This window comes from Streptomyces sp. NPDC055140 (assembly GCF_053607285.1).
In genome coordinates this window covers 188,204-210,881 of sequence record NZ_JBSGTG010000018.1, presented here as the reverse complement: position 1 = coordinate 210,881, position 22,678 = coordinate 188,204, and the positions used below count along the sequence as shown (strand labels likewise).

Genomic DNA, 22,678 nt, shown 5'->3' with positions numbered 1-22,678 from the left:
CTGTCCTGCGGCTCGAAGCGTTGTTCATGGCCGCCCCCCGTTTGTCGGTCGGTCCGGACCCCAGTGTTGCCCCACGGGCGTCAATCCGCAGGTATTTCGTCGCAGCGGTCCTCACTGGATGAGGACGCGTCACCCGTGCGGACGGTTCACCCCAACTGCACTGTCCCTTCGGGTGGTTCGGGGTGGCCTGACCGGGCTAGTCCGGACGGGCCCGCGCGGGCATGGCTGCGCCCCGCGACCGGTCGGCATCGGTAGCGGGGCGCGGGCGCCTCGGACGGCCCGGTCGCGTCAGGCGGGTGAGCCCAGAAGTGGCGCGGGGGTCAGTCGATGGGTGAGGACGGGCAGCAGTTCGGCGACCCGGTGGGGGCGGTGGGCGGCGATGCCGGGAGGCGCGGGCGCGAGCGGGACCAGGAGGTCACTGGCCGCGGGATGTCCCGTGGAGGCGTCGGCGTTGCAGTCCCCGTGCAGCCAGAGGGTGAGCATGTACAGCTCCGGGACCGAGAGCAGGCGCGGTTGGTAGGCCGCGGGCATGGACTCGGCCTGGCGCAGCGCGCGTTCGGTCGCCGCGACATACGGGCCCTCGAAGAAGTGCGAGAACGCCCAGCCGTCGGCGGTCAGCATCGTGTCGGCGGCGGCGACCGCGCGCTCCCCGCAGCGGATCAGGAACCGCCAGCCGGCGAGTCGGGTCGGTGAGGGGCCCGCGCTGCCCGTGACCCGGTCCAGCACGTGGACGGGCAACGGGAGTTCGGGGCTCGCCGGTCCTTGGGCGGAGCGCAGGGAAGGGGTGCGGGCCTCGCGGACTGCGGTGGGGGAACCGAGGGCCGTGAGGACGGTGCGCAGGGCGGGCGCGGGAGCCGGAGGGACATGCAGCGGCATGGTGGGTCGCCTCTCATTCGACAGGCACGTTGGATCGAGGGCGTGGCGGGACGAGCGGACGGCGCTGTCTGCTGACCGGGCCAGAGGGGGCGGGGGGCAGGTACCGCGAGCGCCAACTCTCTGCCTCGTTCGCGAAGTTTATACGACACGTGTTCACGCAGTGTTTCGGCTAGCTGTCGCGAAAATGCTCGGCAAGGCGTTATTCGGTCGCCGAGATGAGGGAAATCTACCGATTTCCAGCGGGGTTGGGTTCGTGACCTCGTAATCTTCACGGCGAGCGGACGGCCGATTCTCGTCGGTGTTTATCACCAGGCTAGGTGGAATCGACTCCTCGACATGCTGCATGCCCCGTGAATGTGCCCCGTGACAACTGCTGCGAGCCTACTCGCCCGCGACGGGGAGCGGGGCGTTATCGATCACATTGCCTGGGCATCATCCACCGTGACACAGCGGCCGGGTGGCCGTGTCGTCCATGCGAGGAGGGACGCTTCCATGGGGGAGAAGGTCGTGGCGGGCGCGTTCGACCTGTCCGATCGGCGGCACTACCGCAGGAAGCTGCAGCAGTGTCTGGCGGGGCTCGCGAGGCTCCTGGAGGAGGAGAGGTTCGATCGTCCGAGGAATCTGATGGGCCTGGAGATCGAGTTGAATCTCGCGGGGCCCGACGGCATGCCGAAAATGATGAATGCGCAAGTTCTCGAGCGCATCGCGAGCCGTGATTTCCAGACCGAACTCGGAATGTTCAATCTGGAAGTGAACATTGCCCCTCATCGATTGGAAGGCCGCGTTCTCGACCGGCTCGCCGAGGAGCTCAGGACCGGCCTCGCCTATGCCCACCGGAAAGCGAACGAGGTGGACGCCGGGATCGTGATGATCGGCATTCTCCCGACGCTCGTGCCCGATGATCTCGTCTCCGCGAACCTGTCGGACGTGGACCGCTACAGCCTCCTCAACGACCAGATGGTGGCCGCGCGCGGCGAGGACTTCGTGGTCGACATCGACGGGGTGGAGCACCTTCGCTGCAGCTCGGGGTCCATAGTGACCGAAGCGGCGTGCACCTCCGTGCAGTTGCACCTCCAGGTCACGCCCGCCCGCTTCGCCGACGTGTGGAACGCGGCGCAGGCCGTCGCGGCCGTGCAGGTCGCGGTCGGCGCCAACTCGCCGTTCCTGTTCGGACATGAGCTGTGGCGCGAATCGCGGCCGCCCCTGTTCCAGCAGTCGACCGACACCCGCCCGCCCGAGCTCCAGGCCCAAGGGGTCCGGCCGCGCACCTGGTTCGGCGAGCGCTGGATCAGCAGCGCGTACGACCTCTTCGAGGAGAACCTGCGCTACTTCCCCCCGCTGCTGCCCCTGTGCGACGACGAGGAGCCGCTGCGCGTCATCGACGACGACGGAGTGCCGGCGCTCGGCGAGCTCGTCCTGCACAACGGCACCGTCTACCGCTGGAACCGACCCGTGTACGGCATAGCCGACGGCATGCCGCACCTGCGCGTGGAGAACCGCGTCCTGCCCGCGGGCCCCACCGTCATCGACGTCATCGCGAACGTCGCCTTCTACTACGGCGTCGTACGCGCCCTCGCCGAGGATGCCCGTCCCGTCTGGACCCGGCTGCCCTTCGACGCGGCGGCTCGCAACTTCGACGAGGCCTGCCGGTACGGGATCGAGGCGCGCCTCGACTGGCCGCGCCGGGGCCGCTTCGGCGGGGTCGAGAAGGTGCCCGCCGTCACGCTCGTACGGGACGAGCTGCTGCCGCTGGCCGCTGCCGGGCTCGACGCCTGGGGGGTCGAGGCGGCCGACCGTGACTTCTACCTCGGGGTGATCGAGGAGCGCTGCCGACGGCGGGTCAACGGGGCCTCCTGGCAGGTGGCCACGTTCCACCGCGCGCTGGAGAGCGGCCTGGAGCGCGACGCGGCGCTCGCGGCGACCACCCGGCGCTACTGCGAGCTGATGCACGCGGGCGAGCCGGTGCACACGTGGCCGGTGGGGCTCCCGGCACCGGCGGTGCAACTGGGCTGACCGGTGCGGCGGTCCAGCCCGGGTCAGCCCTTGGCGCCCGCCTCCACGATCGCCTTGAGGATCACCGCGTGGATCTCCGCCGGGTCGCTGACCTGGTGCCCGGAGCCGCCGGTGGCCCCGGCGATCTGCTCGACCTCGTCCTTGTCCGCGTCCGGGCCGACCGCGATGGCGATGAGCGGCACCGGGTGCTGCGGGTCGGCGAGGCTCTGGAGCCGTGAGACGAGGTTGCTGCGCGAGACGGACCCGGGGTCCTGGTTCGCGCCGTCGGTCACGACCACGAGGGCGTTGAACTTGCCGTTCCGGTAGGAGGACGTGGCCTCCTCGTAGGCCGCGAGCGTGGTGTCGTAAAGACCCGTGGCGCCGCCCGGCACGGGCTGCAGGCCGCTGAAGGCCTCGGACAGCTTGTCGCGCTGGGTGCCGCCGCCCTTGCGGTCGCCGAGGCGCTCGGTGGGTACGAGCTTGCGGTAGTCGCGGTTACCGTCGAGGAGCGTGGCGAACTCCCACAGGCCGATCTCGTCCTCGGGCGTGAACGTGGCGAGCGCCTGGAGCATCGAGGCCTTCGTGACCTCCATGCGGGACTGGTTGCGGCCCGGCACATAGTTCGCCATGGAGGCGGAGGCGTCCACGACGACGGTGATCCGGGCGCTCTGCACCGTGATCGTCCACATGCCGAGGGTCTCCTGGAGCTCCTTGTCCGTCGGCGGCTCGGATTCCGACGCTGCGTACGGCTGCGGGCTGCGGCCGCCAGCCCCGGCGACCAGCGCGTCCGAGGGCTCCTCGTCGTCCGTCCTGAAGCCGTGCTTGTCCAGGATCCTGAGGCCGGCGTCCTCGCCGAGCAGGGTCATGAAGCGGATCGCGGCCCGTCGCTCGTCCGTCGACTTGACGCCCTCGTCGACCAGCGCGAACGGGTAGTCCAGCTGCGGCGAGCCGTCGTTCGGGTAGAAGAGTTCGAGCCCGTCCTTGTCGCCGGCGGTCGCGTTGTACCGGAACGAGGACTGCTCGGAGAGGATCAGCGCCTGATTGCGGCGCGGATTGCCCTGCTCGGTGCCGGAGGAGTCGCGCGCCAGGGTGTCGGTCAGCTGGCTGTCGCTGTCGGTGGTGCGCTGCGAGAGCGCCTTGGCCATGGCAGCGGCCTGGGTGTCGCCCTCCGACCCGGACTTCTTGGTGGAGGCGCCCAGCTGGGTCAGGGCGAGGAGACCGGTCGCGCTGCGCGCGGGGTCCGCGGTCCCGAGTCGCAGCTTGTCGCTCTCCATGGCCGCGCCGGTCAACTGCGCCCAGGTGTACTTCTTCGCGGGCCAGCCCATGCTCTTCGCGGCCGACGGCACCATGCTGATGCCGATGGGGGAGGAGGCTATGTTGCCCATCGCCGTGACCGGAGTGGCGTTCCCGCCGAGGCCGGCGCGCTGGATCCACAGACTCGAATCCGGCACCCACGCCTCGTAGTCCCCGGTGCCCTTCCGGCCCTTGCGCAGGGCATCGGCGATCTTGTACGAGTCACCCGCCTGCACGCGGGTGTCGAGGCACTGTCCGTCGGAGGTCAGGTGGTTCTTGCGGGCGAGGTCCGCGGCGTCGTGCAGTGCGGGGGCGATGTCGGGCGAGGCGGCGATGTCGAGGTGGACCGTCCTGCCGTCGCAGGCCCCGCCGAAGGAGAGCAGGCCGCTCCTGGCAGCCAGGGCCGTGCCCCCGGCGACCACGAGGACGAGGGCCGTGGCGATGGCGACGGTCCGGCCGCGCGTGCGGGGGCGGGGGCCGACCGCGTCCGTCCCATACTCGTCGGGCAAGCTGTGACGTCCCATGCGGTGGTGCCCTTCCTTGGGTCCCGGCCCGACGGAAGGGGAGAGGTACACCAAAGAACGGCCTTCGTCCCCCCGGCCTGTCGCGCGCGATCTTCGTACCTGTATTCGAGACCCTAGCGGGGCTAGGTGGGGGATGAGGCGGGATTACTCAACTGGAGGCAGGTGTGCAGGCGGAGGCGGGTGCGGTGGCCGATTCTTTTCCGAACGAGCGGCTCTCGCGACAGATTCTTCGGAACGAGACACTGCTCGTCCTGGCGCTCTCGCTAGGTGCGAGCGGAGTGTCCGCGCTGATCAGCTTTGTCGGATCGGTCACCAAGCCGGGGGGTCTGAAGGACCAGGCGGCGACCCTGAACGCCTCGGCGGCTCCAGGGCGGCCGTGGCTTGATCTGGCGTGGCAGTTGTTCGGGATCGCGAGCGCGCTCGTCCCGGTCGCGCTCGTCGCGCACCTGCTGCTGCGCGAGGGTGTCGGGATGCGGACGATCGGCTTCGACCGCACGAGGCCACTCTTCGACGCGACCCGCGGCGCGGTGATCGCGGCGGTCATCGGCAGCACGGGCATCGCCTTCTACCTGGCGGCCCGTGGCCTCGGCTTCAACCTCACGGTGGTGCCGGAGGCACTGCCCGACGTGTGGTGGAAGTTCCCGGTCCTGATTCTCTCGGCGATCCAGAACGCCGTCCTCGAGGAAGTGATCGTCGTCGGCTATCTGCTGCGCAGGCTGGGGCAGTTGGGCTGGACGCCCGGCACGGCGATCGTGGCCAGTTCGGTGCTGCGCGGCTCGTACCACCTCTACCAGGGCATCGGCGGCTTCTTCGGGAACCTCGCGATGGGCCTGGCCTTCGCGTATCTGTACCGGCGGTGGGGGCGGGTCGGGCCGCTGGTGGTGGCGCACTCGCTGCTCGACATCGGTGCGTTCGTCGGATACGCGCTGCTCGCGGGGAAGGTGGGGTGGCTGCCCACGGCGTGAGGCCGGGGCGGGTGCCGGAGGCAGGGGGCGTACGAGATCTTCGTACGCCCCCTGCGGCGTGAAAGGCCCTAGGCCAGCAGGTCGCCCTCGATGACCGTGACGGCGCGGCCGGTCAGCAGGGTGCGTGCGCCGCGCAGTTCGGTGCGCACGAAGCCCGTGCGCGCCGAGGCCTGGAGGCCGGTGAGTTCGGCGCGGCCGAGGCGCGCGGACCAGAACGGCGCGAGGGCTGTGTGGGCGCTACCGGTGACCGGGTCCTCGTCGATGCCGACGCGCGGGAAGAAGCAGCGGGAGACGAAGTCGTAGGCGCCGTCGGGGTCCGCGGCGCGGGCGGTGGCGATCACGCCGCGCTCCGAGTGGGCGGCGAGCGCCTTGAGGTCGGGTGCGAGGGCGTGCACGGTCTTCTCGTCCGCGAGCTCGACGAGCAGGTCGCCCACCTGGCGGCCCGTGTCGTGCACCGAGAGCGGCTCGGCGCCCAGGGCTGCCGCAACCCCTTCGGGGCTGTCGATACGGGTCAGGGGCGCGGTCGGGAAGTCGAGCGTGATCGTGCCGTCCTCGCGCGGGGTCGCGACGAGCACGCCGCTGCGGGTGGCGAAGCGGACCGGGCCGTGGGTGGCGCCGGTGCTGTGCAGCACGTGCGCGGTGGCCAGGGTGGCGTGGCCGCACATGTCGACCTCGGTGGCGGGGGTGAACCAGCGCAGCGCCCAGTCGGCACCGCCGCCGGCGGGCAGCGGGTGGGCGAAGGCCGTCTCGGCGTGGTTGACCTCGGTGGCGATGTCCAGGAGCCGGGCGTCGTCGGGGAAGGCGTCGAGGAGCAGTACGCCGGCCGGATTGCCGGCGAAGGGGCGGTCGGTGAAGGCGTCCACGATTCGAATGCGCATGGGGTCGACGCTACGGGGACGGCGAAAGTGCAGGCCAAGGCCAATTCGGAAGAGCTGGACCGGCCGAGGGTTGTCAGGCGAACAGTTCCGATATATCGTTGACGCATCGCGACCGATCAACGATGGAAGGAATGATTGCGATGCGTTCCCATGGCCACGAGCATGAACACGGACACGGACATGGACAGTGCGGGCCCGGCCATCCCGGTCGGGGCGGCTTCGAAGGGCGGCGCGCCGCCTTCGGCCCCTTCGGGCCGGGCTTCGGCCCGGGCCCCTGGGGCGGCGGCGGGCGCGGCGGCCGGGGCGGACCTCGTGGGAGGGCACGGCGCGGCGACGTACGCGCGTCGATCCTGGCCCTCTTGAAGGACCGTCCGATGCACGGCTACGAGATGATCCAGGAGATCGCCGAGCGCAGCGGCGGGGCGTGGAAGCCCAGCCCGGGTTCGGTGTACCCGACCCTTCAGCTGCTGGAGGACGAGGGCCTGATCGCCAGCGAGAGCGAGGGCGGCAAGAAGCTGTTCGCGCTCACCGACTCGGGCCGTTCCGCGGCCGACGAGGGACCCGACGCCCCCTGGGAAGAGGCCGGGCGCGGGGTCGACTGGGACACCCTGAACGAGATCCGGCAGGCCGGCTTCGGTCTGATGGAGGCGTTCGGGCAGGTCTGGAAGACCGGCAGCAAGGAGCAGCGCGAGAAGGCGCTGACCGTCATCAACGACGCCCGCAAGAAGCTGTACCTGATCCTCGCCGACGAGGACTGACGTCCTCGGGGTGATGCCCCGTACCGACAGATGAAGGCGCCCCGCACCGAGTGTGCGGGGCGCCTTCGCGTGTTCGCCGGCGTGTCCGGCTCAGGCGACGAGGCCGGCCAGTTTGCGCAGCGACTCGTTGAGCGCGGCGGTCGCCGAGTCCTTGAGCTTGCCCGCCATCAGGGACACCGCGGCGCCGGTGAACTCGCCGTCGATGCGGACCGTCGTGCCGTCGCCGTCCGCGGTCAGGGTGTAGCGGGTGCCTACGTTGACGCCCATCGGACCCTTGCCCCTGATGGCGAGGGTGCGGGTGGTCTCCAGGTCCTCGACGGTCCAGGTCACCTCCGCCGGGAAGCCCATGAGCTTCATGTTCTCCTCGAACGTGCCGCCCACTTCGAGCGCCGTGGGGGCGCCCTTCGGGAAGCTCGTGTGTGTGGCGTTCCACTCCCCGTACGCGGTGAAGTCGGTGAGCTGGGCCCAGACCTTCTCCGCGGGCGCCCCGATCCGTGCTTCCGCGCTGACTTCGGCCATGCGACCACCCCTTCTCGACGAGAGCTGCGGCGGGCGCAGCCGTGGTGTCGCGGAAAGTAGCCGCAGGGCCTCGAACATTCAATACTGATGAAGTGTCAGAAGTGGATGGGGCGGGGACCGCGCGTCAGCCGAGCTTCTCGATGACCGCGGCGTCGAAGAGGTCCGAGGCGCGCGGGAACGGCCCCTCGTCGTGGCAGTGCCAGGCGTCCCAGAACAGGTCGGCGAGCAGCGCGTCGTCAGGTGCGTACACCCGGTACACGTACTGTCTGCCGTCGATCGCTGGCAGGGCCACGAGCCAGCACCTGCTCTTCATACTTGTGAAGGACGAGTTCCGGTACATCTGCGGTTGCGTGAGGGGCGCGATGCAAGGCGGCGCGCGCGCCCCTCGGGGTAAAAAGGCGCGATCTCATCCGTAAGGAGGAGAACCCGCTCGTGCGTGCCCACCTTGTGTTGGACGTGGAAATGCTTCCCGCCGGGGATGCCTGGCCGGACAGGGGCTGATGAGGTGGGAGATGTGCAAAGCCCTACCCCGTCCGAGGCCGCCGCAAGCGGCCACAGTCGTGCAGATGTTGACGCCAGGCTCAGTCCCGAGCTCGCCTCGGTGGTGGCCGGCGCGCGTCGCAGGGCCGTCCGTGACGGGGACCTTCAGATCGACACCGCGCATCTCCTGCACTCGCTCCTCGAGGTCGACCCGCAGGTGCGCGAGGCCTTCGACGGCGGACCGCAGCTCGCCCGCCTCCTCGGCTACCTCGTGCAGCGGAGCATCGGCTACGGCCTCCAGTGGCAGGGCACGGTCGAGGACTCCGGAGCCGTGCCCGTCGTGACGGGGCTCGGCTGGTCACCCGCCGCGGCCGCCGCGATGGAAGCCGCGCTCGACCGTGCCGAGCGCCGTGGCGACCCGCATGCGCGCGGCGTCGACCTCCTCGCCTCGCTCGCGGCGGACCGGGAGTGCCGCGCCGTCGAGGTGCTCGGGCGGGCCGGGGTCGATGCGGAGGGCCTGCGGCGGCGTGTCGAGGCCGGGTGCTGAGGCGAGCACTTTCGGGGCTGAGGCCTGGCTCTGTGTCGAGGCTTGGTTCTGTTTGGGGGCGTGGCACCTGAGGTCGTGCTTCCGTTCGTCATGCCCGGTGCGTCCGGCACGTGAGACAGGGGTCATCGGGGATGACGGTCATGACGCCGGCTGTCATGATGTGCCGGTGCATGCGTCTCAGGGGATTCAGGCGAACCGCGGGCGAGGTGTCGGACTGGGGCTCGCCCTTGTCTCGGCGCTCGCCTTCGGCGGTTCCGGTGTGGCGGCGAAGCCGCTGATCGAGGCGGGTCTCGACCCGCTCCACGTGGTGTGGCTGCGCGTCGCCGGCGCCGCGCTCGTCATGCTGCCCGTCGCCTGGCGGCACCGCTCCCTGGTCGTCCAGCGGCCCGCGCTGCTCGCCGGTTTCGGCCTGCTCGCCGTCGCCGGTGTACAGGCCTGCTACTTCGCCGCGATCTCCCGTATCCCCGTCGGAGTCGCGCTCCTCATCGAGTATCTCGCCCCCGCGCTCGTCCTCGGCTGGGTGCGTTTCGTGCAGCGCAGGCCCGTGACGCGCGCCGCCGCGCTCGGCGTGGTCCTCGCCGTCGGCGGCCTCGCCTGCGTCGTCGAGGTGTGGGCGGGCCTCAGTGTCGACCTGATCGGCCTGCTGCTCGCCCTCGCCGCCGCCTGCTGCCAGGTCGGCTACTTCGTCCTGTCCGACCAGGGCAGCGAAGCGGGGGACCGGGCGCCGGACCCGCTCGGCGTGATCGCGTACGGGCTGCTCGTCGGCGCCCTCGTCCTGACGGTCGTGGCGCGCCCCTGGGGCATGGACTGGTCCGTGCTCGGCGGCAGCGCCTCGATGAACGGCACCTCCGTGCCCGCGTGGCTGCTGCTCTGCTGGATCGTGCTGATCGCCACGGTCATCGCCTACGTCACCGGAGTCCTCTCGGTGCGCCGGCTCTCGCCCCAGGTGGCCGGGGTCGTGGCCTGCCTGGAAGCGGTTATCGCGACCGTGCTGGCCTGGGTGCTCCTGGGTGAGCATCTGTCGGCACCGCAGATCGTCGGCGGCGCGGTCGTCCTGGTCGGGGCATTCATCGCGCAGTCCTCGGCTCCGGCGAAGCCCGAGGTCGTCGCGGTTGCAGTCGAGGCCGCCCCGGACAGGGCTGCCCCGAACGAGGCGTCCCCGGAGTCGCCGGATAAGACGTTGTCCGGCCGCGGCAGCGCGAACTAAGGTGTTGATCATGCATTCACGCGCACTCGTGCTTCCGCCCCCGGCCGCTTGACGCGGGCGGTGGCCGTCCGAAGCATCGCGCTCCGGCGACCCATCTGACGAAGATCCGGCTCGGGACGACCCGAGCGGGTCACGGCTGCCCGCAGACGACAGTCCGTGTCCCCGCCCCGCCCCCATCCATGGGGCGCGGAGGCCATTCCTCGTGGAGATCCACGTGTCGCACACTGTCGCGGCTGACTCAGCCGACACCTCGTCCCGTACGTCGCCCGCCGGAGCAGCACCGCTGTTGTCCGTCGGGCGCGGGCTCCTCTACCTCATTGTCGCCGGCGCCGCCTGGGGCACCGCGGGCGCTGCCGCCTCGCTGGTCTTCCGGGCCAGCGACCTCGGCCCCGCAGCCCTGTCGTTCTGGCGCTGCCTGGGCGGCCTCGTCCTGCTGCTCATGGCGCGGGCCCTGCGACCGCGCAAGGCCCGGCCCGCGGCGGAACCGCGCCTGCGCAAGGCGGTGCGGATCGTCGTCACCGGGATCGCCCTGAGCGTCTTCCAGACCGCGTACTTCGCGGGGGTCCAGGCGACCGGACTCGCCGTCGCCACCGTGGTCACCCTGGGCGCGGGACCCGTACTCATCGCGCTCGGCGCGCGCCTGACCATGGGCGAACGGCTCGGCGGCGGTGGGCTGTCGGCCGTCCTGGGCGCGCTCGCGGGCCTTGCCGTCCTTGTGCTCGGGGGCGGGGGCGCGGCCGTGCGTCCCGCCGGGGTCGCCTGGGCCCTGGTCTCCGCGGCCGGCTACGCCGTGATGACCCTGCTGACGCGGTGGTTCGGCCGGGACGGCCGGTCGGGCGATCAACTCGACACGTCCGTCCTGACGTTCGCCGTCGCCGCCGCGAGCCTCCTGCCGCTCGGCGCGCTGGAGGGTCTGGTGCCGCATACCTCCGAGCCGCTCCAGGTGCTGGGGACGCTGGTCTACATCGCGTCAGTACCTACTGCGCTCGCCTACGCCCTGTACTTCTCGGGCGCAGCCGTCGTCAGGTCCGCGACCGTCTCGGTGATCATGCTGCTCGAACCGGTGAGCGCCGCCGTCATCGCGGTCGTGCTCCTCGGCGAGCGGCTGACCGTGCCGACGGTCGCGGGCACGGTCCTGATGCTGGCCGCGGTGACCGGGCTCGCCGTCGGCGAGGCGCGCGCGAGGTAGCCGGAGAGGACGCCCCGGTGCGCGTACCGACGCTCACCGGGGCGGTCTCGCCCCAAGAGGCGCCACAGGAGCGCCCTACAGACCCGTCAGGTAGTCCGGCACCGCGATGCCCGGCGCGAGGTCGTCGGCCGGGACCGGCGAGCCGTGGCCCTTGGTGAGCGGGACGACGCCGGTCCAGTACGGCAGGCCGAGGTCCTCTTCGTCGTCGTTCGGGCCGCCGGCGCGGACCCGCGCGGAGACCTCCGCGAGGTCGAGGCGCAGGACGGACGTCGCCGCGAGCTCCTTGTCGTTCCCGGGGCGCGAGTCCTGGGAACGGCCCGGCACCACGTGGTCGACGAGCGCGTCGAGAGCCGTGCGCTTCTCGTCGGGGTCGGTCACCTGGTGGGCGAGGCCGTGCACGACCACGGAGCGGTAGTTGAGCGAGTGGTGGAAGGCGGAGCGCGCGAGCACGAGACCGTCGACGTGGGTGACCGTCAGGCAGACCTGCAGTCCGGGGTCGGCCGCGCCCGCCATGCGCTGGACGCGCGCGCCCGTCGAGCCGTGCACGTAGAGGGTCTCGCCGACGCGGCCGTACAGGGTCGGCAGCACGACGGGGGAGCCGTCGCGGACGAACCCGAGATGGCAGATGTACGCCTCGTCGAGTATCGAGTGGACCAGCTCACGGTCGTAGTGCGTCCGCTCGCGCATGCGGGCCGGGACGGTGCGGTCGGTCACCGGGTAGGAGGCGGAGGCGTCCCCGGAAGCGACGGTGCCGGGCTCGGATGCCACGCTCATTGCAAACTCCATTACACTAGTGCATAATCTGCTTTGTGCTAGGAGAGTATCCGATCGAAGGACGGCGCGCAGCAGAGATTGCGGCCAGCGTGGAGCGCGCGGTGGGCGGGGGTGACCTGCAGCCGGGACAACTTCTGCCGCCGATGAGGGAGTTGGCCCAGCATCTCGGGGTCAATCCCAATACGGTCGCGGCCGCCTATCGCACGCTCCGTGAGCGCGGAGTGATCGAGACCGCGGGGCGCCGCGGCAGCCGCGTGCGGTCCAAGCCGGCCACGACGGCGCGGGAGTTGATCCGCGTCGACGTACCGGCCGGCGTGCGCGACGTCTCGAACGGCAACCCCGATACGGGCCTGCTGCCCCCGCTCGCCGAGGCCTTCGCCTGGGCGGCCGCGCAGGGAGACAAGGCGCCCGTCCTCTACGGCGACGGACCCCTGGAGCCGGAACTGGCACGCCACGCGCGCGTGGCCTTCGACAAGGACGGGATCCCGGAGGGCCCCGTCGCCGTCGCGTCGGGCTCCCTCGACGCCATCGAGCGGGTGCTCGCCGCGCACCTCAAGCCCGGCGACGCCGTCGCCGTCGAGGACCCGGGCTGGGGCAGCCTCCTCGACCTGGTCCCGGCGCTCGGGCTGCGCCTGGTGCCCGTCGGCGTGGACGACGACGGGCCGCTGGCCGACGAGGTGGAGCGGGCCCTGAGCGCGGGGGCGCGGGCCCTGGTGGTCACCGACCGCGCCCAGAACCCCACCGGCGCTGCCGTCACCGCGCCACGCGCGCGTGCGCTGCGCAACGTCCTTGCGGCCCACAAGGACGTACTGCTCATCGAGGACGACCACGGGCACGGGATCGTCGACCTGCCGCTGCATCCGCTGGCCGGTGTGACGCGGCACTGGGCGTTCGTACGCTCCGCCGCCAAGGCCTACGGGCCCGACCTGCGGCTCGCCGTGCTGACGGGCGACGCGGTCACGGTCGACCGCGTGCAGGGGCGGCAGCGCCTCGGCCCCGGCTGGGTGAGCCGCATCCTTCAGCGGGCCGTCGCCCGACTGTGGACCGAAGGCGCGGTGGACCCGCGGGCCGTCGCCGCGTCGTACGGGCAACGGCGCGACGCTCTCGTCGCGGCCCTCGCCGAGCGCGGGGTCGAGGCGCACGGGCGCAGCGGCATGAACGTGTGGGTGCCCGTACCGGACGAGACGGGGGCGGTCGCGCGGCTGCTGCACGCCGGGTGGGCCGTCGCGCCCGGGGCGCGCTTCCGGATGGGGGCGGCGCCCGGGGTGCGCATCACCGTGTCGACGCTCGGCGCGGACGACATCGGCCCGGTGGCCGACGCCGTCGCGTCCGCCACCGGGCCGGCCCCCGCGCGCCGTTACGGCTGAGCGCTACGCCGAGGGGTCCGCGCCCTGGACTGTGTGAGCGCCGCGCCCGCCAGCACGATCACCGCGCCGATCGGGGTGGACCAGGTCAGGGACTCGCCGAGCAGGGCGACCCCCGCGGCCGTCGCGATCACCGGGATGAAATAGGTGACCATCTGCGCCGTGGTCGGACCGACCTCCGCCACGAGGCCGTACTGGATGAGGAAGGCGAGGCCGGTGCCGAGTGCGCCCAGGGCGACGATCGCGAGCAGGGGCACGACCGGGAGGTGGGCCGGGAGTGTCGTGAACACCGGGGTGACGACGGCCAGCTGGACCGTGGCCATCAGGAGCTGCGCGCCGGAGAGCGACAGGTTCGAGTGGCCGGTCCCGGCCAGCGTACGGCGCAGATAGATCCAGCCGATCGGGTAGCTCAGCGAGGCGAGCAGTGCCATCGCCGTGCCGGACAGGTCCAGGCCGTGGAAGCCCTGCCACACGCCGAGGACCGTGAGCACCCCGAGGAAGCCGATGCCGAGTCCCGCGACCCTGCGGCGCGTGGGCCGGTCCTCGGAGAGCGCCACCAGCGACAGGGCCATGCCCCACAGCGGAGACGTCGCGTTGCAGATACCCGCGAGCGTCGATGGGATCGTCTGCTCGGAGAACGCGAACAGCGAGAACGGCAGGGAGTTGAGCAGCAGCGCCGCCACCGCGATGTGCCCCCAGGTCCGCAGGCCCCTCGGCAGCCGCTCACGCTTCACGGCCATGGCCACGGCAAGCACCGCCGTACCGAACGCGAGCCGCCCCAGCGTCACCTGGAATGGCGCGTAGCCGTCCGTGCCGACCTTGATGAGGAGAAAGCTGAAGCCCCAGATCAGCGACAGGACGCCGAAGCGGACGCGCCAGTCGAGGGCGCGGCGGGGCCGTGCGGAGGCAGGTGTTTCCGTAGGAACGCCGGAAGGCGCGGGGGCCGGAGTCGCAGGGGGCGACGAGGAGGCGACGGTGCTCATGGGCGTAACCATGCCGCCCCACAACCTCTTAGCACAAGCGAGACTTGTTTCCTGGTATCGCTTAGCATCACTTACATGTTGAACCTGGAGCGCCTGCGCACCCTCGACGCCCTCGCCCGCCACGGGTCCGTCAGTGGCGCCGCGGCAGGGCTGCACGTCACGACGTCCGCCGTCTCGCAGCAGATGGCCAAGCTGGAACGCGAGGTCGGCCAGCAGCTTCTCGCCAAGAACGGCAGGGGAGTGCGCCTCACCGACGCCGGGCGGCTGCTCGCCGAGCATGCGGGGCGGATCCTGTCCCAGGTCGAGCTCGCGCAGTCGGACCTGGAGGCGCACCGCGGGCAGGTCGTGGGGGAGCTGCGGATCTCCGCGTTCCCGACCGCGGCCCGCGGCCTCTTCCCGCGCGCCCTCGCGGCCCTGCGCGCGGAGCACCCGGGCCTGCGGCTGCGCTCGCAGGAACTGGAGCCCGAGCTGGGGGTCGCCGGGGTCGTGCGCGGCGACCTCGACCTGGCGGTCGTGCTCGACTGGTACAACAAGCCGATGCCGCTCCCCGACGGCCTCGTCAAGGCGGCGATCCTCGACGATCCCGCCGATGTCGCGATGCCGGCGGACCACCCTCTCGCCGGTCGCCGCGAGGTGGGCCTGGAGGACTTCGCCGACGACGAGTGGATCACGTGGGGCGAGGGCGAGTTCTGCCACGAGTGGCTGCTCTTCACGCTGCGCGCCAAGGGCGTCGAGCCCCGCATCGGCCATCGCGCCGCCGAGACCCACACCCAGCTCGGCCTCGTCGCCGCCGGGCTCGGTGTGTGCGTGGCACCGGTCCTCGGGCGCGATCCGGTGCCGGACGGGGTGGTGACCGTGCCGGTGCGTCAGCGCGTACGGCGGCACGTGTACGTCGTGTGGCGGGCCGACGCGGACCGGCGGCCGTCGATCAGGGCGGCGGTGAAGGCGCTCCGGAGCGTGGGTGAGAGTCTGGGCGGGGACGTCGCCCCAGGAGAGGGCTCCCCAGGAGATGGCTCCCCAAATGAGAGCTAGAGCGACGCCAGCTTCCTGAAGTCCCACGACGCGATCTTGTCCGGCGTGAGCCGGGCCCAGGCGTGCCGGCCGTCGTGCACCATCTCGTCCATCGCGAAGTTCTTGCGGGCGAACAGCCGTTCGGGGACGTCCAGTTCGGGCACGGGCTCGCCGGTGCGCGGGCTCTCCCCGACGAACTCCACCGCCCCCGACAGCTCGGCGCCGCGCAGCTCCCCGTACTCCTCGCCCGCGTCGATCACGACGGCGATGCGCGGGTCCTTGAGGAGGTCGGCCCAGCGGCGGCTGCGCGTGATCGAGTACAGCCACAGGCAGGCGCCGTCCCAGACGAACCACAGGGTACTGACGTGCGGGGAGCCGTCGGGCGAGACCGTGGCGACGCGGCAGGTGCGCTGGGACCCCAGGAACTCGTCCAGCTCGGCCGGTGTCATCATGATCCTTCGGCCCCGACGCTGTGTGACGGTCATGCGCACTCCCCTTCGCGGGCTTGTCGCTGACGGTGTGTCAGATAAGAAGCATGCGGTGTCTTCCCCCATGGCGCAATGGTGGCTAGTCTCTCGCCGCTCAGGACGCCTGCGACAGGGGGACCCCGTGCCGTCGTACGAAGAGCTCGCCGAACTGCTCGATCCGGCCACCACGGTGCTGCTGACCGTGGAGTGCCAGCAGGGGGTCGTCGGTCCCGACAGCGCCCTGCCCGAACTCGCCCAGGAGGCCAGGTCGTCCGGGGCGCTCGGCAATGTGGCGCGACTCGTCTCGGGCGCCCACGAGAGCGGCGTACAGGTGCTGCACGCCGTGGCGGAGCGGCGGCCCGACGGGCGCGGCGCCAACCGCAACGGACGGCTGTTCCGTGCCGCCGCACGCCTGCCCGTACAGCAGATCTCCGGCACCAAGGCGGTCAGGATCGCGCCGCCCGTCGAGGTGGCGGACGAGGACATCGTCGTACGCCGGCTGCACGGCCTCTCGCCCATCGCGGGCACCGACGTGGACGCCCTGCTGCGCAATCTCGGCTGCCGGACGCTGATCGTCACCGGCGTCTCGGCGAACGTCGCCATACCGAACGCCGTCTTCGACGCGGTGAACCGCGGCTACACCGTCGCCGTGCCCGCCGACGCCGTCGCGGGGGTGCCGTCCGACTACACCCCCGCGATGATCCGCAACACGCTCGCCCTCGTCGCCACCGTGACGTCCACACAGGACGTGCTCACCTGCTGGAAGCGCCCGCGCAGAGGCCGCTGACCCGCGTCGCTACGCGAGCGTGATCGAGTCGCCGGAGACGGTGATCTCCTTGGTGGCCAGGGGCTGCGCGGCGGGCGGGTGCTTCACGCTGCCGTCCTCGATGGAGAACTTGCTGCCGTGGCACGGGCAGTTGATGGTGCCGCCCTCGATCGCGGTGACCGGGCACTGCTTATGGGTGCAAATGTTCGTGAAGGCCTTGAACTCGCCCTTCTTCGGCTGCGTGACCACCACGCCCGCGTCACCGAAGATCTTTCCGCCGCCGACGGGGATGTCGGCGGTCTTGGCGAGTTCCTTCCCTGCCCCGTCCTTGGCCGCGTTTCCCGCCGGCTCGGAGGACGACGAATCGTCCGAGCTCCCGCACGCGGTGAGCGCGGCGGCGATACCGGCGGCTCCCACGGCCGCGACGACGGTGCGGCGGGTCGGGGCGGATACGGACTCGTGCGAAGCGGTCATTACTGGTGTTTCCCTTCGGTTCGAGGGGGGTGGCCCACTCCCGTACGGGCCGCGGGACCGGAATGTTCAACACCGGACGGACTTTCGTACGGCGATGATGTCTCGCCTAACCTGGGGCAATGCTCACCGAAGTCACGGCGACCCGTTATGTCACCCCGATGAGGGAGGGCGGATCGCTCCCCGGGCTCGTCGAGGCCGACGATCTCGCCCCCTACGTCATGAAGTTCACCGGCGCGGGACAGGGCCGCAAGACGCTCGTCGCGGAGGTGATCTGCGGAGGGCTCGCGCGGCGGCTCGGATTCCGGGTGCCCGGACTCGTACGGATCGGACTCGACCCCGTGATCGGCCTCGGTGAGCCCGACCAGGAGGTGCAGGGCCTCCTCAAGTCGAGCGGCGGCGTGAACCTCGGGATGCGGTACCTCTCCGGCGCGCTCGGCTTCGACCCGCTCGCCTACGAGGTGGATCCCGTGGAGGCGGGCCGCGTCGTCTGGTTCGACGCCCTGATCAACAACGTCGACCGCTCCTGGCGCAACCCCAACATGCTGGTCTGGCACGGCGACCTGTGGCTCATCGACCACGGCGCGAGCATGATCTGGCACCACAACTGGCGGGGCGCCCAGGCCTCGGCGGCCCGGCCGTACGACGCCCTTGACCACGCCCTCGCCCCCTTCGCGCCCGACGTCGCGGCGGCCGCCGCGGAGCTGGCGCCGCGTCTCACCGAGGAACTGCTCGCCGAGGTCACCGCCGACGTCCCGGACGCCTGGCTCGCCGACGAGCCGGGCTTCGACGACCCGGACGCGGTGCGGCGCGCGTACGCCGCAGTGCTGCTGCCCCGCGCGGCGACCGTCCACGAGCGGATCGGCCTGCCCGAGCCGGATCCCGACCGCGTCCCGCGCACCCCGGGCTGGCTGACCGGCACGGCGAGTGTGAAGGGCGGCACCCGGTGACCACGACCACCCGAGACGTCTTCGAATACGCGCTGCTGCGCGTCGTCCCGCGCGTCGAGCGCGGCGAGCAGATCAACGCGGGCGTGGTCGTCTACTGCCGCGCAAAGTCCTACGTCCGCGCGCTCACGCACCTCGACGAGACGAAGCTGCGCGCCCTCGACCCGGAGGCGGACGTGACCGGCGTCCGCGCGTCGCTCGCCGCCGTCGAGAGCCACTGCCGAGGGGGCGGCGACGCGGGCCAGGCGGCGGACGACGACGCGGGCCGGCGCTTCCGGTGGCTGATCGCGCCGCGCTCCACGGTCGTGCAGCCGGGCCCCGTGCACACCGGTCTCACCGAGGACCCCGAGGCCGAGGCCGACAGGCTTCTCGACCTCCTGGTGAGGTGACCTCGCGGGGGCCCCTTCGCGGTGAGTGATCAGGCGCACCCGGTGGGTACGTTGACACCGGGTGCCAGGACTTCTAGCGTCACGTCCACAGGGTACTAAGCGGTCGCTCACCGAGTTGGGACGTGAGGGCCGCACTCTAGGGCGAGGAGACCGAAGAGCATGTCCACCACTGAGCAGCGCGTCGCGATCGTCACCGGTGCCGCACGCGGCATCGGCGCCGCAACCGCCGTACGTCTGGCCGCCGAGGGTCGCGCCGTAGCCGTGATCGACCTCGACGAGGCCGCTTGCAAGGACACCGTCGAGCAGATCACCAGCGCCGGTGGCAAGGCCCTCGCGGTCGGCTGCGACGTCGCCGACGAGGCGCAGGTCGAGGCCGCGGTCGCGCGCATCGCCGAGGAGCTCGGCGCGCCGACGATCCTCGTCAACAACGCGGGCGTGCTCCGCGACAACCTGCTGTTCAAGATGAGCGCCCTGGACTGGGACACCGTCATGAACGTGCACCTGCGCGGCGCGTTCCTGATGTCGAAGGCCGTCCAGAAGCACATGGTGGACGCCAAGTTCGGCCGCATCGTCAACCTGTCCTCGTCGTCGGCGCTCGGCAACCGCGGCCAGGTCAACTACTCGGCGGCGAAGGCCGGCCTCCAGGGCTTCACCAAGACCCTCGCCAAGGAGCTCGGCAAGTTCGGCGTCACCGCGAACGCCGTCGCCCCCGGCTTCATCGTCACCGAGATGACGGCCGCCACCGCCGCCCGCGTCGGCATGGGCTTCGAGGAGTTCCAGGCCGCCGCCGCCACGCAGATCCCGGTCCAGCGCGTGGGCAAGCCCGACGACATCGCCAACGCCATCGCCTTCTTCACCGGCGAGGCGGCCGGATTCGTCTCCGGCCAGGTCATGTACGTCGCCGGCGGACCGCTCAACTAGGGCAGGGGGAAACGGACATGACTTCATCCCAGCTTCCGGAGCTCTCCGGCAAGGTCGCCCTCGTCACCGGCGGAAGCCGCGGCATCGGCTATGGCGTCGCCGAAGCGCTCGTCGCCCGCGGTGACCGCGTGTGCATCACCGGACGCGGCGAGGACGCCCTCAAGGAGGCCGTCGAGCAGCTCGGCGCCGACCGCGTCATCCATGTCGCCGGCAAGGCCCACGACGAGGCGCACCAGGCCGTCGCCGTCGAGCGCACCATGGAGGCCTTCGGCCGCGTCGACTACCTGGTCAACAACGCCGGCACGAACCCGGTGTTCGGTCCCATCGCCGAGCTCGACCTGAACGTGGCGCGCAAGGTCTACGAGACCAACGTGATCTCCGCGCTCGGTTTCGCCCAGCAGACGTGGAAGGCGTGGCAGAGCGAGAACGGCGGGGCGATCGTCAACATCGCCTCCGTCGCGGGTCTCGCCCCGTCCCCGTTCATCGGCGCGTACGGCATGAGCAAGGCGGCGATGATCAACCTGACCGTCCAGCTCGCGCACGAGTTCGCGCCCAAGGTGCGGGTCAACGCGATTGCCCCGGCGGTCGTCAAGACGAAGTTCGCGCAGGCCCTCTACGAGGGGCGCGAGGAGGAGGCCGCGGCCGCCTACCCGCTGGCCCGGCTCGGCGTGCCCGAGGACATCGGCGGCGCCGCCGCCTTCCTGACCTCGCAGCAGTCCGACTGGATCACCGGTCAGACCCTCGTGGTGGACGGCGGAATCTTCCTCAATGCGGGCGTCGTCTGACAAACCCCCGACGGGGGCGTATCGGACCAAGTTCGCCTAAGTGAAGTTCCCCGCGTATGTCGCGTACGTACGCATCAAGTGCCCTGCCGGAGTGCCTCGTTGGCCCGGCGGGGCACTGCGGTATGGTCTGCCGACCTGTGGCATGGCCGATCGAGGAGCGCGCGCGTGTTCAACCGGATCCAGGGCCCCCGTCAACTGGCGGCGATAACGTGCATATCGCTCCTTGCCGGATGTGGACTGATGTCGTCCGGAGAGTCCGACGACACCGAACCCATCGTCGTGGGGACCACCAGCGCGCCGAGCACCCTCGACCCGGCCGCGTCCTGGGACGGTTCCTGGGAGCTGTTCAGGAACGTCTACCAGACCCTCGTCAGCTTCCCCTCCGGCGCCTCCGAGCCGAAGCCCGACGCCGCCGAGCGCTGCGAGTTCACCGACCCCTCCAACAGCGTCTACCACTGCAAACTGCGCGAGGGCATGGAGTTCTCGAACGGCGACAAGCTCGACGCGGCGGCCGTCAAGTTCTCCATCGACCGCATCAGCAGGATCAACGTCAAGGGTGGCCCCAAGGGGCTCCTCGGCAGCCTGAAGTCGGTCGAGGTCAAGGGCGACCGTGACGTCACCTTCGAACTGAACAAGCCCGACGCGACCTTCCCCTTCGTGCTCGCGACACCGGCGATGTCCATCGTGGACCCCGCCGAGTACCCGGCCGACGCGGTCCGCGACGACGGCAAGATCGCCGGCTCCGGGCCGTACGCGCTCGACGCGTACACCGACGGTGACAAGGCGGAGCTCGTCAAGAACGACCACTACGACGGGTTCGCCGAGCGCAAGAACAGCGCCGTCACCATCCGCTACTTCAAGGACTCCGCCTCGATGGTCGGCGCCCTGCGCGCCAAGAAGATCGACGCCACGTACCGCGGGCTCGCCGCGTCGGACGTCGTGGGGCTCCAGGGCAAGCAGGCCAAGGACGGCATCCAGCTCGTCGAGGGCGCGGGCATGGAGATCAGCTACCTGGTGTTCAACCCCAAGGACCCCTGGGCGCGCAAGTCCGCCGTCCGCAAGGCCGTCGCCCAGGTCGTCGACCGCGGCGCGATCGCCCACAAGATCTACCAGGACACCGTCGAACCGCTCTACTCGATGGTCCCGAGGGGCCTGACCGGGCACACCACCGGCTTCTTCGACGACTTCGGCAACCCGAACGCGGCCAAGGCCAAGGCCATCCTCAGCCGGGCGGGCATCACGGACCGGGTCCCGCTCACCCTCTGGTACACCACCGACCGCTACGGGTCCGCGACCGGCGCCGAGTTCACCGAGCTCAAGCGACAGCTGGACGCGTCCGGACTGTTCGAGGTCACGATCAAGGGACGCCCCTGGAAGACGTTCGAGGCCGGATACCGCAAGGGCGAGTACCCCGCCTTCGGACGCGGCTGGTTCCCCGACTTCCCGGACGCGGACAACTTCATCGCGCCCTTCGTCGGCCAGCAGAACGCGCTCGGAACGCCCTACGCGTCCAAGGAGATCACCGACGATCTGCTGCCGCAGTCGCGCCGTGAGAGCGACCGCGCCGCCGTGGTGGGCCAGTTCAAGCGAGCCCAGCAGATACTCGTCGACGACGCCCGGCTGCTGCCGCTGTGGCAGGGCAAGCAGTACATCGCGGCCAGCGAGGAGATCTCGGGCGGCGAGCGGGCCCTCGACCCGTCGACGATCATGATGATGTGGGAGCTGCAGCGCAAGACCAGCTGGTAGGCGGGCCGCCGGGACCCGTTGTCAGTGGCCGCGGGTAGGTTCTGGGGTGTGTAGCGGCCGTGCCTCGTACGGCCGTGAAGTGACCGTACCCCGGAGGTTGTTGACGTGACCGACACCGCGATGCTGCCCGAGTCCTGGCGCGGCGTCCTCGGCGAGGAGCTGCAGAAGCCCTACTTCAAGGAGCTCACCGAGTTCGTCGAGGAGGAGCGCGCGAAGGGTCCCGTCTACCCGCCGCGCGAGGAGGTCTTCGCGGCGCTCGACGCGACTCCGTACGACCGGGTCAAGGTCCTTGTCCTCGGCCAGGACCCGTACCACGGGGAGGGGCAGGGGCACGGTCTGTGCTTCTCCGTGCGGCCCGGCGTGAAGACGCCGCCCTCCCTGCGGAACATCTACAAGGAGATGAAGGAGGAGCTCGGCCACCCGGTCCCGGACAACGGGTATCTGATGCCGTGGGCCGAGCAGGGCGTCCTCCTGCTGAACGCGGTGCTCACGGTGCGGGCCGGCGAAGCCAACTCGCACAAGGGCAAGGGCTGGGAGCAGTTCACCGACGCGGTGATCCGCGCGGTGGCCGACCGTCCCGACCCGGCCGTGTTCGTCCTGTGGGGGAACTACGCGCAGAAGAAGCTGCCCCTCATCGACGAGGAGCGCCATGTCGTCGTGAAGGGCGCGCACCCCTCGCCGCTCTCCGCGAAGAAGTTCTTCGGCTCGCATCCCTTCACGCAGATCGACAAGGCGGTGGCCGCTCAGGGTCACACGCCGATCGACTGGCAGATCCCGAACCTGGGCTGACGCCCCCGGGCGCTTGTCCCTCCGGGTGCGTGCAGCT

General features: G+C 71.0%; 24 protein-coding genes. 15 read left to right on the top strand and 9 right to left on the bottom strand.

The annotated features are described in order from the left end of the window. Nucleotides 1–288: 288 nt before the first annotated feature. Nucleotides 289–876: a hypothetical protein gene (locus tag ACWFR4_RS30555; protein ID WP_405482880.1), complete on the bottom strand. Its 588-nt coding sequence runs from the start codon at nt 874–876 to the stop codon at nt 289–291. A 492-nt stretch (nt 877–1,368) separates the two neighbouring features. Between ACWFR4_RS30555 and ACWFR4_RS30550 the strand changes: the two genes are divergently transcribed. Further along, nucleotides 1,369–2,889: a glutamate-cysteine ligase family protein gene (locus ACWFR4_RS30550; RefSeq protein ID WP_453655448.1), complete on the top strand. Its 1,521-nt coding sequence runs from the start codon at nt 1,369–1,371 to the stop codon at nt 2,887–2,889. A 23-nt stretch (nt 2,890–2,912) separates the two neighbouring features. Here the strand turns inward: ACWFR4_RS30550 and ACWFR4_RS30545 are convergent, their stop codons facing one another. Next, nucleotides 2,913–4,685 (bottom strand): substrate-binding and VWA domain-containing protein, encoded by a 1,773-nt coding sequence (locus tag ACWFR4_RS30545; protein WP_453655447.1) that lies wholly within the window; start codon nt 4,683–4,685, stop codon nt 2,913–2,915. A 164-nt stretch (nt 4,686–4,849) separates the two neighbouring features. On the opposite strand from ACWFR4_RS30545, the gene ACWFR4_RS30540 reads away from it, so the two are divergent. Then, nucleotides 4,850–5,650 carry a CPBP family intramembrane glutamic endopeptidase gene (locus ACWFR4_RS30540; RefSeq protein WP_453465289.1) on the top strand — a complete coding sequence of 267 codons (801 nt, stop codon included), beginning with the start codon at nt 4,850–4,852 and terminating at the stop codon, nt 5,648–5,650. Between the two features lie 68 nt (nt 5,651–5,718). Here the strand turns inward: ACWFR4_RS30540 and ACWFR4_RS30535 are convergent, their stop codons facing one another. Next, on the bottom strand, nt 5,719–6,528 hold the full coding sequence (locus ACWFR4_RS30535) for a PhzF family phenazine biosynthesis protein (RefSeq protein ID WP_266566789.1): 810 nt from the start codon (nt 6,526–6,528) through the stop codon (nt 5,719–5,721). 140 nt (nt 6,529–6,668) lie between these two features. Between ACWFR4_RS30535 and ACWFR4_RS30530 the strand changes: the two genes are divergently transcribed. Then, nucleotides 6,669–7,286 carry a PadR family transcriptional regulator gene (locus tag ACWFR4_RS30530; RefSeq protein ID WP_330280323.1) on the top strand — a complete coding sequence of 206 codons (618 nt, stop codon included), beginning with the start codon at nt 6,669–6,671 and terminating at the stop codon, nt 7,284–7,286. A gap of 90 nt (nt 7,287–7,376) precedes the next feature. On the opposite strand, the gene ACWFR4_RS30525 is transcribed toward ACWFR4_RS30530, so the two are convergent. Both ACWFR4_RS30525 and ACWFR4_RS30520 read right to left on the bottom strand, forming a co-directional pair. After that, nucleotides 7,377–7,805: a type II toxin-antitoxin system Rv0910 family toxin gene (locus tag ACWFR4_RS30525; RefSeq protein WP_116500040.1), complete on the bottom strand. Its 429-nt coding sequence runs from the start codon at nt 7,803–7,805 to the stop codon at nt 7,377–7,379. Between the two features lie 124 nt (nt 7,806–7,929). Further along, the gene (locus tag ACWFR4_RS30520; protein ID WP_165914282.1) at nt 7,930–8,097 is read right to left on the bottom strand and encodes a hypothetical protein; all 168 of its coding nucleotides are present in this window, start codon (nt 8,095–8,097) and stop codon (nt 7,930–7,932) included. Nucleotides 8,098–8,319: 222 nt separating this feature from the next. On the opposite strand from ACWFR4_RS30520, the gene ACWFR4_RS30515 reads away from it, so the two are divergent. The 3 genes from ACWFR4_RS30515 to ACWFR4_RS30505 all read left to right on the top strand — a co-directional run bounded on the left by ACWFR4_RS30515 (nt 8,320) and on the right by ACWFR4_RS30505 (nt 11,228). Further along, nucleotides 8,320–8,832, top strand: a complete 513-nt coding sequence (locus tag ACWFR4_RS30515) for a Clp protease N-terminal domain-containing protein (protein ID WP_453655446.1) — start codon at nt 8,320–8,322, stop codon at nt 8,830–8,832. A 160-nt stretch (nt 8,833–8,992) separates the two neighbouring features. Next, nucleotides 8,993–10,039 carry an EamA family transporter gene (locus tag ACWFR4_RS30510; RefSeq protein WP_453468824.1) on the top strand — a complete coding sequence of 349 codons (1,047 nt, stop codon included), beginning with the start codon at nt 8,993–8,995 and terminating at the stop codon, nt 10,037–10,039. Nucleotides 10,040–10,322: 283 nt separating this feature from the next. Next, a complete protein-coding gene (locus ACWFR4_RS30505; protein ID WP_453468827.1) occupies nt 10,323–11,228 on the top strand; it encodes a DMT family transporter in 906 nt (301 codons plus the stop codon). A 75-nt stretch (nt 11,229–11,303) separates the two neighbouring features. Here ACWFR4_RS30505 and ACWFR4_RS30500 read toward each other — a convergent pair whose 3' ends face one another. Continuing rightward, nucleotides 11,304–12,002: a pyridoxamine 5'-phosphate oxidase family protein gene (locus ACWFR4_RS30500; protein ID WP_453468823.1), complete on the bottom strand. Its 699-nt coding sequence runs from the start codon at nt 12,000–12,002 to the stop codon at nt 11,304–11,306. A 35-nt stretch (nt 12,003–12,037) separates the two neighbouring features. On the opposite strand from ACWFR4_RS30500, the gene ACWFR4_RS30495 reads away from it, so the two are divergent. Next, entirely contained in the window at nt 12,038–13,369 is a 1,332-nt protein-coding gene (locus ACWFR4_RS30495; RefSeq protein WP_453655445.1) for an aminotransferase class I/II-fold pyridoxal phosphate-dependent enzyme, read from the top strand. Here ACWFR4_RS30495 and ACWFR4_RS30490 read toward each other — a convergent pair. Then, entirely contained in the window at nt 13,360–14,349 is a 990-nt protein-coding gene (locus ACWFR4_RS30490; RefSeq protein WP_453463790.1) for a DMT family transporter, read from the bottom strand. The genes ACWFR4_RS30495 and ACWFR4_RS30490 overlap by 10 nt on opposite strands. A gap of 75 nt (nt 14,350–14,424) precedes the next feature. On the opposite strand from ACWFR4_RS30490, the gene ACWFR4_RS30485 reads away from it, so the two are divergent. Next, a complete protein-coding gene (locus tag ACWFR4_RS30485; RefSeq protein WP_453655444.1) occupies nt 14,425–15,381 on the top strand; it encodes a LysR family transcriptional regulator in 957 nt (318 codons plus the stop codon). Here ACWFR4_RS30485 and ACWFR4_RS30480 read toward each other — a convergent pair. Next, nucleotides 15,378–15,845: a pyridoxamine 5'-phosphate oxidase family protein gene (locus tag ACWFR4_RS30480; RefSeq protein WP_453655443.1), complete on the bottom strand. Its 468-nt coding sequence runs from the start codon at nt 15,843–15,845 to the stop codon at nt 15,378–15,380. The genes ACWFR4_RS30485 and ACWFR4_RS30480 overlap by 4 nt on opposite strands. Nucleotides 15,846–15,969: 124 nt before the next feature. Here ACWFR4_RS30480 and ACWFR4_RS30475 point away from each other — a divergent pair, with 124 nt between their 5' ends. Next, nucleotides 15,970–16,614, top strand: a complete 645-nt coding sequence (locus tag ACWFR4_RS30475; RefSeq protein WP_453655442.1) for a cysteine hydrolase — start codon at nt 15,970–15,972, stop codon at nt 16,612–16,614. A gap of 9 nt (nt 16,615–16,623) precedes the next feature. On the opposite strand, the gene ACWFR4_RS30470 is transcribed toward ACWFR4_RS30475, so the two are convergent. Next, nucleotides 16,624–17,067, bottom strand: a complete 444-nt coding sequence (locus ACWFR4_RS30470; RefSeq protein WP_376541188.1) for a Rieske (2Fe-2S) protein — start codon at nt 17,065–17,067, stop codon at nt 16,624–16,626. Between the two features lie 119 nt (nt 17,068–17,186). Between ACWFR4_RS30470 and ACWFR4_RS30465 the strand changes: the two genes are divergently transcribed. The 6 genes from ACWFR4_RS30465 to ung all read left to right on the top strand — a co-directional run bounded on the left by ACWFR4_RS30465 (nt 17,187) and on the right by ung (nt 22,641). Continuing rightward, complete coding sequence (locus tag ACWFR4_RS30465; RefSeq protein ID WP_453463779.1) at nt 17,187–18,014, top strand: HipA family kinase; 828 nt, start codon at nt 17,187–17,189, stop codon at nt 18,012–18,014. Then, nucleotides 18,011–18,400, top strand: coding sequence for a DUF3037 domain-containing protein (locus tag ACWFR4_RS30460; RefSeq protein ID WP_453463776.1), 390 nt, complete (start codon nt 18,011–18,013; stop codon nt 18,398–18,400). Before ACWFR4_RS30465 ends, ACWFR4_RS30460 begins: the two co-directional genes overlap by 4 nt. 159 nt (nt 18,401–18,559) lie before the next feature. Continuing rightward, nucleotides 18,560–19,321, top strand: a complete 762-nt coding sequence (fabG, locus tag ACWFR4_RS30455) for a 3-oxoacyl-ACP reductase FabG (RefSeq protein ID WP_266566823.1) — start codon at nt 18,560–18,562, stop codon at nt 19,319–19,321. Between the two features lie 17 nt (nt 19,322–19,338). Then, nucleotides 19,339–20,106 (top strand): SDR family oxidoreductase, encoded by a 768-nt coding sequence (locus ACWFR4_RS30450; protein WP_453463774.1) that lies wholly within the window; start codon nt 19,339–19,341, stop codon nt 20,104–20,106. 165 nt (nt 20,107–20,271) lie between these two features. After that, nucleotides 20,272–21,852 (top strand): ABC transporter substrate-binding protein, encoded by a 1,581-nt coding sequence (locus ACWFR4_RS30445; RefSeq protein WP_453463771.1) that lies wholly within the window; start codon nt 20,272–20,274, stop codon nt 21,850–21,852. 105 nt (nt 21,853–21,957) lie between these two features. Continuing rightward, complete coding sequence (ung, locus tag ACWFR4_RS30440) at nt 21,958–22,641, top strand: uracil-DNA glycosylase (RefSeq protein ID WP_453463768.1); 684 nt, start codon at nt 21,958–21,960, stop codon at nt 22,639–22,641. Nucleotides 22,642–22,678 lie beyond the last annotated feature (37 nt).

Coding starts and splice junctions, on each gene's coding strand:
- ACWFR4_RS30470 (WP_376541188.1), bottom strand. CDS start 17,067: ATGACCGCTTCGCACGAGTCCGTATCCGCCCCGACCCGCCGCACCGTC.
- fabG (WP_266566823.1), top strand. CDS start 18,560: ATGTCCACCACTGAGCAGCGCGTCGCGATCGTCACCGGTGCCGCACGC.
- ACWFR4_RS30450 (WP_453463774.1), top strand. CDS start 19,339: ATGACTTCATCCCAGCTTCCGGAGCTCTCCGGCAAGGTCGCCCTCGTC.
- ACWFR4_RS30545 (WP_453655447.1), bottom strand. CDS start 4,685: ATGGGACGTCACAGCTTGCCCGACGAGTATGGGACGGACGCGGTCGGC.
- ACWFR4_RS30485 (WP_453655444.1), top strand. CDS start 14,425: ATGTTGAACCTGGAGCGCCTGCGCACCCTCGACGCCCTCGCCCGCCAC.
- ACWFR4_RS30480 (WP_453655443.1), bottom strand. CDS start 15,845: ATGACCGTCACACAGCGTCGGGGCCGAAGGATCATGATGACACCGGCC.
- ACWFR4_RS30550 (WP_453655448.1), top strand. CDS start 1,369: ATGGGGGAGAAGGTCGTGGCGGGCGCGTTCGACCTGTCCGATCGGCGG.
- ACWFR4_RS30500 (WP_453468823.1), bottom strand. CDS start 12,002: ATGAGCGTGGCATCCGAGCCCGGCACCGTCGCTTCCGGGGACGCCTCC.
- ACWFR4_RS30525 (WP_116500040.1), bottom strand. CDS start 7,805: ATGGCCGAAGTCAGCGCGGAAGCACGGATCGGGGCGCCCGCGGAGAAG.
- ACWFR4_RS30555 (WP_405482880.1), bottom strand. CDS start 876: ATGCCGCTGCATGTCCCTCCGGCTCCCGCGCCCGCCCTGCGCACCGTC.
- ACWFR4_RS30530 (WP_330280323.1), top strand. CDS start 6,669: ATGCGTTCCCATGGCCACGAGCATGAACACGGACACGGACATGGACAG.
- ACWFR4_RS30465 (WP_453463779.1), top strand. CDS start 17,187: ATGCTCACCGAAGTCACGGCGACCCGTTATGTCACCCCGATGAGGGAG.
- ACWFR4_RS30535 (WP_266566789.1), bottom strand. CDS start 6,528: ATGCGCATTCGAATCGTGGACGCCTTCACCGACCGCCCCTTCGCCGGC.
- ACWFR4_RS30490 (WP_453463790.1), bottom strand. CDS start 14,349: ATGAGCACCGTCGCCTCCTCGTCGCCCCCTGCGACTCCGGCCCCCGCG.